Source organism: Labrenzia sp. THAF35 (assembly GCF_009363595.1).
GTDB lineage: Bacteria > Pseudomonadota > Alphaproteobacteria > Rhizobiales > Stappiaceae > Roseibium > Roseibium algicola.
The window spans coordinates 4,278,994-4,293,299 of record NZ_CP045380.1; the positions used below are offsets into that span (position 1 = coordinate 4,278,994).

The following is a 14,306-nucleotide window of genomic DNA, read 5'->3' on the forward strand; positions in this document are numbered from 1 at the left end:
GGGATAGAACCATGATCAATACATTGAGCCAGGTTCAGCTGGTCAGAACCAATATGGAACGCTCGCTGAAGACGGTCGCCGCGGACCCTATGGTCGAACGTCAGACCGAATATTATCGCGAGAACATCCGCAATATTAAGTCCATCGACGAATTCCTGGCTGATGATCGCATCTTCAACTACGCAATGACTGCCATGGGTCTGGAGGACATGATCTACGCGAAGGCATTTATTCGGAAAGTGCTGGAAGAAGGCACGGACGAACGTGGCGCTTTCGCCAATCAGCTGGCCGACACCAAGTACAAGAATTTTGCTGAAACCTTCAATTTCAAGCGGTATGGCGAAACGACGACTTCTTTTGCCCGGACGCAGGACGCGATTGTACAGAAGTATCATCGGCAGACACTGGAAGTGCGCGAGGGTGAACAAAATCAGGGTGTCCGTCTGGCACTCTATTTCGAACGCCGTGCGCCCGATATCACCAACGCGTACGATGTTCTGGCCGACCGCGCGCTTGCCGAGGCCGTTTATACTTCCCTTGGCCTGCCGCAAGAATTTGCGATGACCGACATCGACAAGCAGGCAGCCTACCTGGAAGAACGTCTGGATTTCAGCAAGTTCGGAGATGCGGACTACCTGGCGAAATTCCTCAACCGGTTCTCGGCACTCTATGACCTTTCCAACGGCCCGTCCGGCAACATGTCGCCAACACTTGCTCTTTATGGCAATGGCCGAGGGGTTATCCAGATGGGCGAGGGACTGTTGGCAAGCATCCAGAATTTCCGCCTCGGAGGCTTTTGATCCATGGAATCCGCTCTTTATGTTGCGCTGTCTGCGCAGGTTGCACTTTCGAACCGTCTGGAAACGGTTGCCAGAAACGTTGCCAACATGAACACAGCCGGCTACCGGGCAGACGAGGTCAAGTTCGCAGAGCTCGTCTCAAAGGCAGCTCAGGACAAGGTCAGTTTCTCCACCGGTGGCGAGAAATACATTTCCCGGCAGTACGGCAGTCTGAACAAGACCGACAATCCGCTTGATCTCGCAGTGGAAGGCGAAGCCTGGTTTGCAATCCGCGATGTCAACGGCAACTTGTCCTATACACGGGACGGGCGCTTGCAGATCGGCAATGACGGAACCTTGCGTACCTTGACCGGACAACAGATCCTGGGAGCAGGCGGGCAGCCGATTGCACTCGATCCGGATGCCGGGACACCCTTGATCACGCAGTCGGGCGAGATTTCCCAGGGTGACGTTGGAATTGTCGGCCAGGTCGGTTTGTTCCTGATCCCCGACGATGCCCAGCTCACGCGTGCTGAAAACTCGGCGGTCATTCCCGACAAGCCGGTTATTCCCGTGCAGACCTATGACACAAACGGCGTTCGCCAGGGATATGTCGAAGGCTCGAATATCAATCCCGTCCGGGAAATGACCAAGATGATCATGATCTCGCGCGCCTTTGAGAGCGCGACGAAGATGATCGATACCAGTAATGAAAGCCAGGAGAAGGCCATTCGCGAACTGGGGGCTACCTCATGACGGCGGTGGATGCAACACAGGCGGTGGGCAAGCCGATGGACCTCAATGCTGTCATGGATGGTTCACCCGTCAAGGCAGCGCGGCCCGGGGTTTCGCCCAAGGCTGAAAACTCTGCTTTCAGTTTCGGTGACTTCATCGACGTGATCAATCCCTTGCAGCATATTCCGGGGATTGCGGAACTCTATCGATCGGTAACGAACGACGAGATTTCCGACAACGCCCGCAAGGCCGGCAATGCTCTTTACGGCTTCGCACTCGGCGGGCCGGTCGGGCTGGGTGCCATGCTCGCCTATAACGAAGTCGGCGATCGCCTGAACAGCAGTCAAGAAAATGTCACGGCACAGCCCGTCGAAGTTGCGGAAGTGGCTCCTGCCGGCGAACCGGCGCCCACAAGCGATGTTCCTGTGCCAGTGCGCAAGCCTGGTGTTGAGCCAACTGCAACTGAAGCCGATAAGGCTGCTGCCACAGCCGTACTTGGTGAAACCGTGGCATCTGCTGGTCGCAAGGGCGCTCCGCCAACTGCTCTTGTCGATCTCATCAACAGCACCGGTGCGGCTCCCGGGCCGGATGGGGAAACAATGACATCACCCGACAAGTCTTCTTCGGGTAATGCCTCATCCGTTTCCTATCTCGACATGCAAGATAGTGCCACGCCATCGGGGCCGGTAATGCCCGACCAGCAGGGCCTTGACCGTCTCGCTTCGCACAAATCCAACCATCTGCCTCTCGATGTCTTGAAAGCTCTTCAGGAACGCCATGCCGAACGCTCCGTATCTGAACGCACTTGATCAAATCTCCGCGTCTTTGGCGGCCCTGGAAACTGAGATCGGGCCCGTCAAACTCAGCGGACGTGTGACCCAGGTTTCTTCCGAATCCATCCGCGTCTCCGGTCTTTCCCGCGTGGTTTGCCTGGGCGATCTGGTGCAGTTCGAAGGGCGGGCCGGCATCCGGCAGGGCGAGATCATCCGGCTCGACCAGAAGGACGTGGTAATCAAGCCATTGGAGCGCGTGACCGACATTGGCATCGGCAGCGTTGCTTCGGTCATGGGCGGACTTGCCATTCATCCGGACATGAGCTGGCGCGGCCGGATCGTGAATGCGCTTGGTGAACCGATTGATGGGGCAGGGCCGCTTGCCCATGGTGTGGAAGCGTTTCTTCTTGACCGCGCACCGCCACCGGCGATGAACCGAAGCAAGATTTCCGAAGGCGTTCGAACCGGTGTGCGGGTGATCGATCTGTTCACACCACTGTGCGTCGGACAGCGTGTCGGCGTTTTTGCTGGTTCCGGCGTTGGCAAATCCACACTTCTTGGCATGCTGGCCGGGTTTGGGGACTTTGACACGGTTGTGGTCGGTCTCGTTGGTGAACGCGGCCGCGAAGTGCGCGAGTTCATTGACGACATCCTGGGCGAGACCTTGGCGCATTCCGTTGTTGTCGCCTCGACTGGCGATGAAAGCGCCATACAGCGCCGGCTTGCGCCCAAGACGGCCATGAGCGTTGCCGAGTACTTTCGTGCGCAAGGTCACAAGGTGCTGCTCATTCTGGATTCCGCCACCCGATTTGCCCATGCGGCACGGGATGTGGCTCTGGCGGCTGGAGAACCTCCTGTCGCCCGCGGGTTTCCGCCAAGCGTCTTTGCTGATCTTGCCCGCCTCATCGAACGCGCCGGACCCGGAAGCAGCGGCGAGGGCTCAATCACAGGGATCTTTTCCGTTCTTGTTGACGGTGACGACCACAACGATCCGGTTTCCGATGCCATTCGTGGTCTTCTGGATGGGCACATCGTACTGGATCGTCAGATTGCTGAGGCCGGCCACTATCCGCCAGTCAGCGTATTGAAATCCACCTCGCGGCTTGCCGACCGGGCCTGGACACAGGATCAGCAGGAACTGATCCATCGGATCAAGGGGCTGATATCCTACTATGAAGATACGAAGGATCTCCGCCTGATGGGCGGTTTCCAGACTGCGGGCGACGAAAAACTGGAAAAGGCCTGCAGACTTGTGCCCAAGATTTACGAAGCGCTGAGACAGCGCGCAGACCAGGTGGCCCCCTCCGATCCCTTCGCAGACCTGGCCCAGGCTTTAGCTGCCGATACGTAAACCATTTTCCACATCTCTAGTATAAATACGAAATTGCCGCCTTGTCTGGCGGCGATTTTTGTATATATCAGTGTTACATCTTATTAAGGATTGCGGAAAAACGCGGTCCCCGGCATTTTAATAAATTTTTCTCTCAGTTTATTGGTAATGTCCGTGATTTTTTATTTAGTTTTCTATGTGGATATAAGAACTTCCCCCACTATAAATTCTGAAATAGTTGTCGAGTTAGGGAAGAAACGTTGACCTTGTGAAGCTCCAAAATTACGGATTCTACATTGGTAAAATCCAAGGGGCTGATATGTTCATAATCGTAGACTCAAGAGAGATAGTGACCGCAGGCTATGCCTCGGCATTCGACCGGGAAGGCTATGCCTCCCTGGAACTTCATCCATCGGAACTTCTTGACTGGCTGGAAATCACCTGTGCCCAGGATCTGGGCTCGGTTGACGCCATCCTTCTGGGAGAGTGTGAAGAAAGATGCGGCTACGTTGCATCGATCCGAAGCCGGTGTCCGGAAGCCCAGATCGTGGCTCTGGAAGATACCGCCAACCTTGAGAGCACGCTCGACCTGTTTTCCGCAGGTATGGACGATGTTCTGAAGAAGCCGGTTCATGTTCGGGAAATCATTGCCCGCGTCGGAGCTTTCCGCCGCCGGATCACTTCCCGGAACAATTCAGCAGGCACCGGTGCCATCGAAGTCTTCTTCGACGGTCGCGATCCAGTCGTCGGTGGGGACGTCATGGAACTGCCGCGCCGGGAACGCCGCATTCTTGAATATCTCGTCAAGAACAAGGGACGGCGTGTCACCAAGACGCAGATCTTCAATGCTGTTTACGGCGTCATGAACGACGGCGTGGATGAATGTGTCGTGGAAAGCCACATCTCCAAGCTGCGCAAGAAATTGCGGAAAAAACTTGGTTACGATGCAATCGAGTCGACGCGCTACATCGGCTACATGCTGAAAGATGCCACGGCCACCAAGCAGAAGGTTGCAGACACCCGGCGTCAGGTTCAGGCCTCGCCAGCAACCGCACACGCTGTAGAGGTTCCGGTTGACAGCCGCACCACCACCAACAAGCCGTTTTTGTCAGTGGTCAATGCCTGATCGGAATAAGCTCTGAATATGAAGACCTTGCAAGGAACAATAATTTGCAATGGCAACGATCGAGCGGACTGGTATGAAAGTTTTGCCGGAGACAATTGCATGATGCGATGCCGCTCTAATTCGTCGAATTCAGGTTTTTCGTAGATGCAAGACTATCTGTTTTGCTGTGGAAAGAAGGCTCTTTCAATTTACAATTGATTTTTATGGAAAATTTAGAAAACCTACCCAGAATATACGACACACTGACGCTCTAATCACATGATCTCCGCTACGCGGCGCATTGATGGGGCGAGGGGCAATGTAGATGTGTCTGTGAATCAAGTATTGAAGAGACGGTCCGCAAAGGCGGTTCGGTTTTCGTCCTTGACCGGAAGCCATTTAAATCGGCGTTCTGCCGGAGTTTTATGAGCTGGAACGGACACCGTGATTTGAGGTGGGCGTCTTGACACTGAACGGCAGTACGTCGTTGCCATATACTCCCAAGGAGATGGGCCGTTCCAGCCTGTCCCGGACATTCATTCTCTATACGCTCGGTCTTTTCGCTGTTCTTGGCGTCATATTCATCGGCATTCTCACGAAGATCACGTGGGACGCCTCTCACGCACGCGCCATTCGTGTGACCGAGGCCTTCTTTCAGGCAACCAAACGCCCGTTTGAACGCGCCATCTGGACAGTCAATGCGGACGCGACCCTGCAGCTCATCCGCGGGTTGGAAAGTCTCGAAGTTGTCGAGAAAGTCTGGGTTGAAACACCGGACACAGGCAATTTCGGTGAACCTGTTACCGGGCTACGCGCAGCCGAAGCTCTTAGTTATACACTCAATTCGCCCAGCACCATCCTGCACAAGGATGCAATCGGGCAGGTGTTCATTCTCATCGACCGCAACACGATTTCCTATGAAATCGTTTCGACTGTCGGGTTCATCGTCACCGCGATCATCGTCTATCTGCTGTTGCTCGCCATCGTCATTAGAACGGTCTTTCGCCGTCTGATCGGTCAACCGCTTTCGGCAATCGTGGACTACCTTTCGACGCCGCGCCTGATCGAAGACCCGCCCAAGGCCGAACTGATGCCTGGCCGTGCGGACGAAATCGGCATTCTCGCCACCAGTCTCCAGTCCATGGTTCAGCGCCGGCATCTGGATTTGCAGAAAATTCAAGAATACCAGACTAATCTCGAGGACTTGGTCGCACACCGGACGGAGCAGCTTAAGTTGGTGCAGGAAGAGCTTATCCAGGCAGATAATCTTGCCGCGCTTGGTGCGCTGGTCGCCGGGGTCTCGCACGAACTGAACACGCCTCTTGGAAACGCGTTGATGGCGGCCACGACCATCAAGGATTCAACCGGTTACTTGCGCACCGAACTTGAAGAGCAGAAACTGAGCAAGGAAGCCCTGGAAAACGAAGTCGAACGTATTTCCGATACCGCGCATATCATCGAGAAGACACTCGGCCGAGCCCGCGAGCTCGTCGGAAACTTTCGTCAGGTGGCTGTCGACAGGCAGAGCGAGAAGAAGCGGTCCTTCAATTTCGACCACATCATTCGTGAAACTCTTGCAACACTGCAGCCGACGCTCAAGAAAACGCCTTTCAAGGTCGAGCTTGATCTCCATGCGGACGAAATCATCGACAGCTATCCTGGCGCGGTCAGTCAGCTTGTCTCGAATTTTGTCGAAAACGCCATCAAGCACGGATACGAAGGTCGAAGCGAAGGTCTGATCAAGCTGTCTTCCCAGGTGGTTCACCCGAAGGACAAGAACCGAAACAATTCGAACGAACGCAAGATTATCTTCAAATGTCAGGATTTCGGTGTAGGCATTCCGGAGAAGAATCTGAAAAAAGTATTCGAGCCGTTCTTCACGACGAAGTTCGGCAAAGGAGGATCCGGTTTAGGGATGGCGATTTGTTACCAGCTGGTCACCGAAGCCCTGAACGGAACCATCTCGGTGACTTCCAGCGTCGGGTCGGGAACGGAATTCATTATCGAATTCCCCGCCATGGTCGCTCAGGATACCAGGAAGCCTCTCGGACAGAAGGTGCATTGAGATGGTGATGGACTTTCTTGCCCCGTCCGAGCCGGAAGTGAAGAAGATCACGAAGGCGCCCTGGAAAATCCTGATTGTTGATGACGATCCCGACGTACATGAAGTCACCAAGATCGCCGTTGGTGGATGCATCTTCGAAAATCGTCCGTTTGAACTTTTGCATGCTCTCTCGGCTCAGGAAGCCCGGCAGATCCTGTTGAAACACCCCGATATCGCGGTGGCGCTTGTCGATGTCGTCATGGAAAGCGATACGGCAGGTCTCGGGCTTGTGAGCTGGATCCGTTCCGAACTCGGCAATCATTTCACGAGGTTGATCCTGCGCACAGGTCAACCCGGATATGCACCGCAGACCGACGTGATCATGAAATTCGACATCGACGGCTACACCGAAAAAGCCGAATTGTCGCGGACCAAGCTGATTACAGCCATCGTAACAGGTCTGCGCGGTTACAAGCTTGTCATGTCGCTTGAGACCAACCGCAAGAAGCTCAAGCAGTTAAACGAGCATTTTGCAGCTATTGTCGAAAAGAACGCCCTGAGTGAATTTGCTGCGGCAGTCCTGAAGCATTTCACGGTTCTTGTCGGGCAACCTGTCGACAGCCTGTTGTGTGGTCTTGAGACGCTTCCCGACTACGGTTCCTTCGACAAGTCCAACGTCCGTGTGCTCGCGGCAACGGGAAATTTCGAGGACAAGATTGACCTGCCGGTGGACGTCATCAGTGACGATGCGATCCGCAATGCCGTGGCAAGATGCGTCGAGACACAGGCAACATGCGCGTCGCCCAAAGGGCTTGCTCTTCCGCTTGTCACTCGTAACGGCATGACAGGCGCGCTTTATCTCGGTATTTCCGAGGAGTTGCTGGAGGAGCTCGTCGGGTCGGAAGTCGTGCAGTTGTTTGTTTCCAACGTCGCGCTTGGCTACGAGAAGACCGGCCTTTTGGAGCATATTCGCAACCTTGCCTATGTCGATCGCGTGACCGGGTTGTCGACATTCTCCGGTTTCATCGAAACCTTTCAGCGCCACGCCGCCAACGGTGCCAAGCTGCTGGTCGTTCATTCCGACATCCAAAGGTTCCGTGTCATTGTCGACGGGATCGGCGACGAAAAGGCGGGCGCGGTCTTGAAACGGACCGGCCACCGCCTGTCGCAGACCTTCCCCGATGCGCTCACCATTGCCAGGAAGGAAAAGGACGAATTTCTGATCCTTCTGAAGGGCGGTGAAGAGAATACGATTCAGGATGTGGTTGCGCGGATCGAAGATGCTTTCCAGCAACCGATAACGCTCGAAGACAACCAGATCACCCTTCGACTGCGGCTGGGGTTTGCATCCACCGGCACCGAGACGCAGGGCGCGGAAGAACTCGTGCGTTTTGCCTCCATCGCCCTTAACGATGTGCGTCAGAAAGGGGTGACCAACCACGCGGTTTTTCATCCGCTGATGCAGGAGGCAGCCTTTGAGCGCCTGCGGCTTGCTTCGCTGCTTACCGGTAGTTCCAACCAGACGAAGTTTTCGCTGAATTATCAGCCGATCATGCACGCCCGGGACGAGAGCCTTGCGTCCTTCGAGGCCCTGATGCGGTTCCGTACCCCCAGTGGAACGTTCCTGAATACCGCTCGGATGATCGAAGCTGCCGAAGCCAGTGGTCTTATTACCGAAATCGGCGCATGGATGTTCAAGACGTCCTTTACCGAGTTCAGCAGCTTGACCGGAATTTCCGATGACGTTCGGTTGAATGTGAACCTGTCTCCCAGGCAGGTTCAGGCAAACCGGATCTACAAGGACATCGAAGATGCTGTGACAGCCGCGGAATTGCCGCTGGATCGCCTGGTCTTCGAGGTGACCGAAGGGCTGTTCCTCAGCAACGATCAGGTGACCCTGGCCTTCCTGACGTGGCTGCGTGACAAGGGGGCGCGCGTCGTTATTGACGATTTCGGCACCGGGTATTCCTCGTTCAGTTATCTGCGCAAGCTGCCGGTTGACGGTATCAAGATCGACCGAAGCTTTATCATGAACATGGATCAGGATGCGGATGCGCTTGCTGTCGTGAAATCCATCATCGCCGTTGCGCAGGCGCTGGATCTGAACGTTACAGCAGAAGGTGTCGAGACTGTCGCCCAGAGAAATATCATGCAGGAGCTGCATTGCGACTACCTGCAAGGATATTTCTACGCCAAGCCTCTGGCGACCAATGACCTGTCCGGTTTCATCCAGAAGGCCGTCGAACCGGGCGTTGCCTTCGGATAAAACAGTTTATCCGTCCGTTTATCAATTTCTGGCCGGAACTGTCAGGACAGAAGTGCCTTTTTGGCGCATACTGCGACAGCTAGGTCATACGTTGAATTGAAGACATCGGACAGTCTGTCAAGGATTGCGTTCTGCAATTCTGTTCACATAAGCGATTGAAAATTTGTACGAAACACGCTCTCATGCGGGAAAACGTGTTTGCGGCGGACGCGTCAATCGCGTTGAATGTCGACTGAACCTTTGTAAATATGCGCTAAAGCGCAACTTGGGGAGAAAACATATGGACATGAGCGGCTCCCACCGGATTCCGGCCAAACGGGAAACCGTATGGCAAGCCTTGAACGATCCGGATGTCTTGCGGGCCTGCATCCCGGGCTGCGAAAGCCTCGAGAAGACCTCGGACACCGAAATGACCGCCGCGGTCACATCGAAAATCGGGCCTGTCAAAGCCAAGTTCAAAGGGGAAGTGACCCTTGAGAACATCAATCCTCCGGAAAGCTACACGATCTCGGGAGAAGGCAAGGGCGGCGTCGCCGGGTTTGCCAAGGGGTCTGCGGATGTGAAGCTTACGGAGGAAGGTGACGAAACCATACTTTCCTACGAAGCCAAGGCGCAGGTCGGGGGCAAACTTGCCCAGCTCGGCAGCCGGCTGATCGATTCTACCGCCAAGAAAATGGCGGAAGACTTTTTCACGAAGTTCTCCGAGATGGTCGGTTCACCGGAAGGACAGGACGAAACTGCGACCGCAGCTGGTGCCGATGACGATCTGGATCCCGGAGTGGCCGAGGAAGCCAAGCGGATCGCGATCGAAGAGTCCCCTGGCGAAGTCATGCACGCAATTGAGGATGCGGAGCATGCAGTCGAGGAAAAGATCCATCAGGCGGAACAAAATATTGAAGCCGCTGCGGGACGCAACGTGTTCGGCGGCCCCATGGTCTGGGGGCTCGTGTTGCTCGCCGCCGTGATTGTCGTGCTTGCACTTGCAAGTTGACCGGGTAGGACAAATCTTGAAATGATCGGGCTCTGACAATTTAGGACGCGCCAGGGCCCCAGCACAAAACACGGTGACAAGCCGGGAAATTGGGTCAGTGACACGCAATCGAATTCGATTGTTTATTCGTACGCTGGTCTGGATCGGACATCAGAGGTCTTGCCTGTCATTTCATGCAGGTGGGTCGGCTTGATCGGTCCGGTTCAGGGAATTTCATGAGGGAGAGGAATTCATGTCGAAAGTATCGATGGTATTGAACGGCAAGACGGTTTCGGCTGATGTCGAAGACCGGACGCTGCTCGTATCGTTTATCCGGGACGTGCGCGGATTGACTGGTACGCACGTTGGCTGCGACACCTCGCAATGCGGTGCCTGCGTTGTGCATGTCGACGGCAAGGCCGTAAAGTCTTGCACCATGCTCGCAGCCCAGGCCGACGGCGCAGAGGTTGTAACACTTGAGGGGATCGGCACAGCCGACAGCCTGCACCCCGTACAGGCAGCTTTCCGTGAACATCACGGGCTTCAGTGCGGCTTCTGTACCCCCGGCATGATCATGACCGCCGTGGACATGATCAAGCGTCATGGTGCTGGAAATCTCGACGAGGCAACCATTCGCCACGAGCTGGAAGGCAATATCTGCCGCTGCACCGGCTACCACAATATCGTCAAGGCGATCAAAGCCGCCTCCGATCAAATGGCCGGTATGGCTCAGGCCGCCGAATAACGGCGTTGGCCTGAACTCCCAAAATTGATGCGCGAACACGTTCGCGCAGCAGGACAGCAAGACCGATCAATCGCATGAAATGCCGGGAGGAACAGGCATCTTCGTATTGACCGCCAGGTCTTGAGAGACAGTTGCCTTGATGGCAGCAGCCGGATTGTCCGGCGAGTGGAGGATGTCCGGTACTGGCGGAGCCGGCAGATATTCGGGAGAGAAGAAATGGCAGTTGAAGGGATTGGCGCCCGTGCCTTGCGCAAGGAAGACAAGCGCTTCATTACCGGCAAGGGCAAATACACCGACGATATGACCATGCCGGGCATGGGGTACGCTGCTTTCGTTCGCTCGCCGCACGCGCATGCAAAGGTCAAGGGGATTGACGCGAGCGCTGCTCTGGCAATGCCGGGAGTGGATGCGGTTCTCACCGGCGACCAACTGGTGGGTGATGGTATCGGCAACCTGATCTGTGGCTGGATGATCCATTCCAAGGATGGTTCGCCGATGAAGATGGGCGGTTGGCGCGCATTGGAACCGGAAATTGTCCGCCATGTCGGGCAGGCCGTTGCCGTGGTTGTGGCCGATACGCAGGCTCAGGCACGTGATGCCGCTGACGCGGTTGTGGTTGATTATGAGGAATTGCCTGCCGTTATCGATCCGCTTGCGGCACTCGAAGCAGGTGCCCCGCAGATTCACCCGGAAGCCGAAGGCAACCTGATCTACGATTGGGAAATTGGCGACGAGGCGGCCACAAACGCGGCCTTCGAAAAGGCTGCTCATGTCACGCGCATGGAGATCCACAACAACCGCCTCGTCCCGAACGCGATGGAGCCGCGCGCAGCTCTTGCAGGTTACGATGCGGCCGAGGAGCACTATACGCTTTACACCACTTCGCAGAATCCACATGTGGCTCGCCTGGTGTTGTCGGCCTTCTACAACGTTGCTCCTGAAAACAAGCTGCGTGTGATTGCGCCTGATGTCGGCGGTGGCTTTGGTTCCAAGATCTACATCTACCCGGAAGAAATGGTCTGCCTGTGGGCGTCCAAACGTGTCGGTCGTCCGGTCAAGTGGGTGTCTGACCGGACCGAAGCCTTCCTGACGGATGCACATGGCCGGGACCATCGCTCTGAAGCGGAACTCGCGCTTGACGCGGACAACAAGATCCTGGGCCTCAGGGTCAAGACGATTGCCAATCTCGGCGCCTACATGTCGTTGTTCTCGTCTTCCGTGCCGACGTATCTCTACGCTACGCTTCTTTCGGGTCAGTACGACATTCCGGCTATCCACGCCAACGTGAAGACGGTCTACACCAACACCACACCGGTGGATGCCTATCGGGGCGCAGGCCGGCCGGAGGCGACCTATCTTCTGGAGCGGATCATGGAAACGGCTGCCCGTGAAGTGGGCTTGTCGCCGGCAGAGTTCCGTCGCAAGAACTTCATCCGAACGTTCCCGCATCAGACACCGGTGATCATGTGCTACGACGCAGGTGATTATGATGCGACGCTGGATGCAGCCCTGAAGGCCGCGGATTACGACGGCTTTGCCGCCCGCAAGGCGGAAGCAGCTTCCCGCGGCAAGCTGCGCGGTATTGGTCTGTCCTGCTACATCGAGGCGTGCGGTATTGCACCGTCCGCTGCGGTCGGTTCACTTGGTGCCGGTGTCGGTCTTTGGGAATCTGCCGAAGTGCGTGTAAACCCTGTCGGATCGATCGAGGTTCTGACGGGATCGCACAGCCATGGTCAGGGACACGAGACAACCTTTGCCCAGCTGATCAGCGAACGTTTTGGCCTGGATACCAATGCGGTGTCCATTGTTCATGGCGATACCGACAAGGTTCAGTTCGGTATGGGAACCTACGGCTCGCGCTCCGGTGCGGTCGGCATGTCGGCAATCGTCAAGGCGCTCGACAAGGTCGAAGCCAAGGCGAAGAAGATTGCTGCTCACCTGATGGAAGCCTCCGAAGGAGACATCCAGATCGAAGGCGGCGAATTGAAAGTAGCCGGTACCGACAAGAAGCTGACCTTCACCGAGGTGGCTCTCGCTGCCTACACGGCGCACAACCTGCCTGAAGGCATGGAGCCGGGCCTGAAGGAAGGAGCCTTCTACGATCCGACCAACTTCACCTTCCCGGCAGGTACCTATGTCTGCGAAGTCGAGGTGGATCCGGATACGGGCAAGACGGAAGTGGTCAACTTCGTCGCGGCTGACGACTTCGGCAACATCATCAACCCGATGATCGTGGAAGGTCAGGTGCATGGCGGTATTACGCAGGGCATTGGCCAGGCACTTCTGGAAAATGCGTCCTACGATGAAAACGGCCAGCTGCTGACGGCGTCCTACATGGATTACTGCATGCCGCGTGCCGATGATGTGCCGTCCTACAATCTGTCGACGCATGTCACGGCCTGCCCAGGCAACCCGCTTGGCATGAAAGGTTGCGGCGAGGCTGGGGCTATCGGATCTCCGCCGGCAGTTATCAATGCGATCACGGATGCGATCGGGGACAACAGCCTGTCGATGCCAGCCTCTCCTGAAAAGGTCTGGGCGCTTTACCATGCAGGTGTGAAGCAGGCGGCCGAATAACGCCACAACGGGATTTTCGGGCGGGGCAACCCGCCCGCCATTGCACAGTTCGAAATCCGGGGAGACCCAGCATGTATGAAACGACGTATCACAAGGCCGGATCGGTAGCGGAAGCTGCTTCACTAATGGCCAATGCCGATGACGGCAAATTCCTTGGTGGTGGCCAGACTTTGCTGCCAACCATGAAACAGCGGCTTGCAGCCCCCAGCGATCTGGTGGATGTGACCAAGATTGCGGACATGAAGGGGATCAGCGCAAACGGCGATGGTGTGACCATCGGCGCAGCAACGAGCCATTTCGAAGTCTCGACTTCCGATCTGGTGAAGCAGAAGCTTCCTGGACTGGCGTCACTCGCCGGTGGCATTGGTGACCCGGCGGTTCGTCATATGGGCACCATTGGCGGCTCGATTGCCAACAATGATCCTGCAGCCGACTATCCTGCTGCGCTGGTTGCGCTCGGTGCTACCGTTGTCACCAGCAAGCGGGAACTGGCAGCGGAAGAGTTCTTCACCGGCATGTTTGAAACCGCGCTTGATGAAGATGAAATCGTCGTCGCCGTCAAGTTTCCGGGTGCTGCGGCCAGTGCCTATGCCAAATACCCGAACCCGGCATCGCGTTATGCCATGGCCGGTGTCTTTGTTGCCAAAGGCAACGATGGCTCCGTCAAGGTTGCGGTGACCGGAGCAGGGCAGGGCGGTGTCTTCCGCATGTCCGCCATGGAAACGGCGCTTGCAAGTAATTTCTCAGCCGACGCCGTCGCCGGCATAGCACCCGACGCAGACGATCTTCTGTCAGACATTCACGGGTCTGCTGCTTATCGTGCGAACCTGGTTACCGTTATGGCAAAGCGCGCCGTCCAGAAGGCGTAACCGACCACGTGCTGATTTAAGAATAAGAACCCGGCCGACACTCGGCCGGGTTTTGTTTTCCTGAGGGAGGAGTAGTAAGCTTCTCGATTGGGGCACGAGCGCAGACAGTCGCA

Annotated in this window: 11 protein-coding genes; all 11 read left to right on the forward strand. The window is 56.1% G+C overall.

The genetic code is table 11. The features are described from left to right. Window positions 1–11 precede the first annotated feature (11 nt). The 11 genes from FIU93_RS19640 to FIU93_RS19690 all read left to right on the forward strand — a co-directional run bounded on the left by FIU93_RS19640 (window position 12) and on the right by FIU93_RS19690 (window position 14,193). Entirely contained in the window at window positions 12–800 is a 789-nt protein-coding gene (locus FIU93_RS19640; RefSeq protein WP_022998532.1) for a DUF1217 domain-containing protein, read from the forward strand. 3 nt (window positions 801–803) lie between these two features. Next, entirely contained in the window at window positions 804–1,535 is a 732-nt protein-coding gene (gene flgF / locus FIU93_RS19645) for a flagellar basal-body rod protein FlgF (RefSeq protein WP_022998533.1), read from the forward strand. Further along, window positions 1,532–2,323, forward strand: a complete 792-nt coding sequence (locus FIU93_RS19650) for a hypothetical protein (protein WP_152506489.1) — start codon at window positions 1,532–1,534, stop codon at window positions 2,321–2,323. Before flgF ends, FIU93_RS19650 begins: the two co-directional genes overlap by 4 nt. Then, window positions 2,292–3,638: a FliI/YscN family ATPase gene (locus FIU93_RS19655; RefSeq protein ID WP_152506490.1), complete on the forward strand. Its 1,347-nt coding sequence runs from the start codon at window positions 2,292–2,294 to the stop codon at window positions 3,636–3,638. Before FIU93_RS19650 ends, FIU93_RS19655 begins: the two co-directional genes overlap by 32 nt. A gap of 328 nt (window positions 3,639–3,966) precedes the next feature. Continuing rightward, a complete protein-coding gene (locus FIU93_RS19660) occupies window positions 3,967–4,743 on the forward strand; it encodes a winged helix-turn-helix domain-containing protein (RefSeq protein ID WP_306354511.1) in 777 nt (258 codons plus the stop codon). A gap of 442 nt (window positions 4,744–5,185) precedes the next feature. Beyond that, entirely contained in the window at window positions 5,186–6,787 is a 1,602-nt protein-coding gene (locus FIU93_RS19665) for a HAMP domain-containing sensor histidine kinase (RefSeq protein ID WP_209010173.1), read from the forward strand. Between the two features lie 7 nt (window positions 6,788–6,794). Then, complete coding sequence (locus FIU93_RS19670) at window positions 6,795–9,032, forward strand: EAL domain-containing protein (RefSeq protein ID WP_208993799.1); 2,238 nt, start codon at window positions 6,795–6,797, stop codon at window positions 9,030–9,032. 280 nt (window positions 9,033–9,312) lie between these two features. Then, window positions 9,313–10,023, forward strand: a complete 711-nt coding sequence (locus FIU93_RS19675) for a carbon monoxide dehydrogenase subunit G (RefSeq protein WP_152506491.1) — start codon at window positions 9,313–9,315, stop codon at window positions 10,021–10,023. A gap of 232 nt (window positions 10,024–10,255) precedes the next feature. Continuing rightward, on the forward strand, window positions 10,256–10,747 hold the full coding sequence (locus FIU93_RS19680; protein WP_031268448.1) for a (2Fe-2S)-binding protein: 492 nt from the start codon (window positions 10,256–10,258) through the stop codon (window positions 10,745–10,747). A 216-nt stretch (window positions 10,748–10,963) separates the two neighbouring features. Continuing rightward, window positions 10,964–13,324: a xanthine dehydrogenase family protein molybdopterin-binding subunit gene (locus FIU93_RS19685; RefSeq protein WP_152506492.1), complete on the forward strand. Its 2,361-nt coding sequence runs from the start codon at window positions 10,964–10,966 to the stop codon at window positions 13,322–13,324. Window positions 13,325–13,395: 71 nt separating this feature from the next. Further along, complete coding sequence (locus FIU93_RS19690; RefSeq protein ID WP_022998542.1) at window positions 13,396–14,193, forward strand: xanthine dehydrogenase family protein subunit M; 798 nt, start codon at window positions 13,396–13,398, stop codon at window positions 14,191–14,193. Window positions 14,194–14,306 lie beyond the last annotated feature (113 nt).

Bases quoted from the DNA above. Each gene is read 5' to 3' on its own strand.
- FIU93_RS19640 (WP_022998532.1), top strand. From the start codon at position 12: ATGATCAATACATTGAGCCAGGTTCAGCTGGTCAGAACCAATATGGAA.
- flgF (WP_022998533.1), top strand. From the start codon at position 804: ATGGAATCCGCTCTTTATGTTGCGCTGTCTGCGCAGGTTGCACTTTCG.
- FIU93_RS19650 (WP_152506489.1), top strand. From the start codon at position 1,532: ATGACGGCGGTGGATGCAACACAGGCGGTGGGCAAGCCGATGGACCTC.
- FIU93_RS19655 (WP_152506490.1), top strand. From the start codon at position 2,292: ATGCCGAACGCTCCGTATCTGAACGCACTTGATCAAATCTCCGCGTCT.
- FIU93_RS19670 (WP_208993799.1), top strand. From the start codon at position 6,795: ATGGACTTTCTTGCCCCGTCCGAGCCGGAAGTGAAGAAGATCACGAAG.
- FIU93_RS19675 (WP_152506491.1), top strand. From the start codon at position 9,313: ATGGACATGAGCGGCTCCCACCGGATTCCGGCCAAACGGGAAACCGTA.
- FIU93_RS19680 (WP_031268448.1), top strand. From the start codon at position 10,256: ATGTCGAAAGTATCGATGGTATTGAACGGCAAGACGGTTTCGGCTGAT.
- FIU93_RS19685 (WP_152506492.1), top strand. From the start codon at position 10,964: ATGGCAGTTGAAGGGATTGGCGCCCGTGCCTTGCGCAAGGAAGACAAG.
- FIU93_RS19690 (WP_022998542.1), top strand. From the start codon at position 13,396: ATGTATGAAACGACGTATCACAAGGCCGGATCGGTAGCGGAAGCTGCT.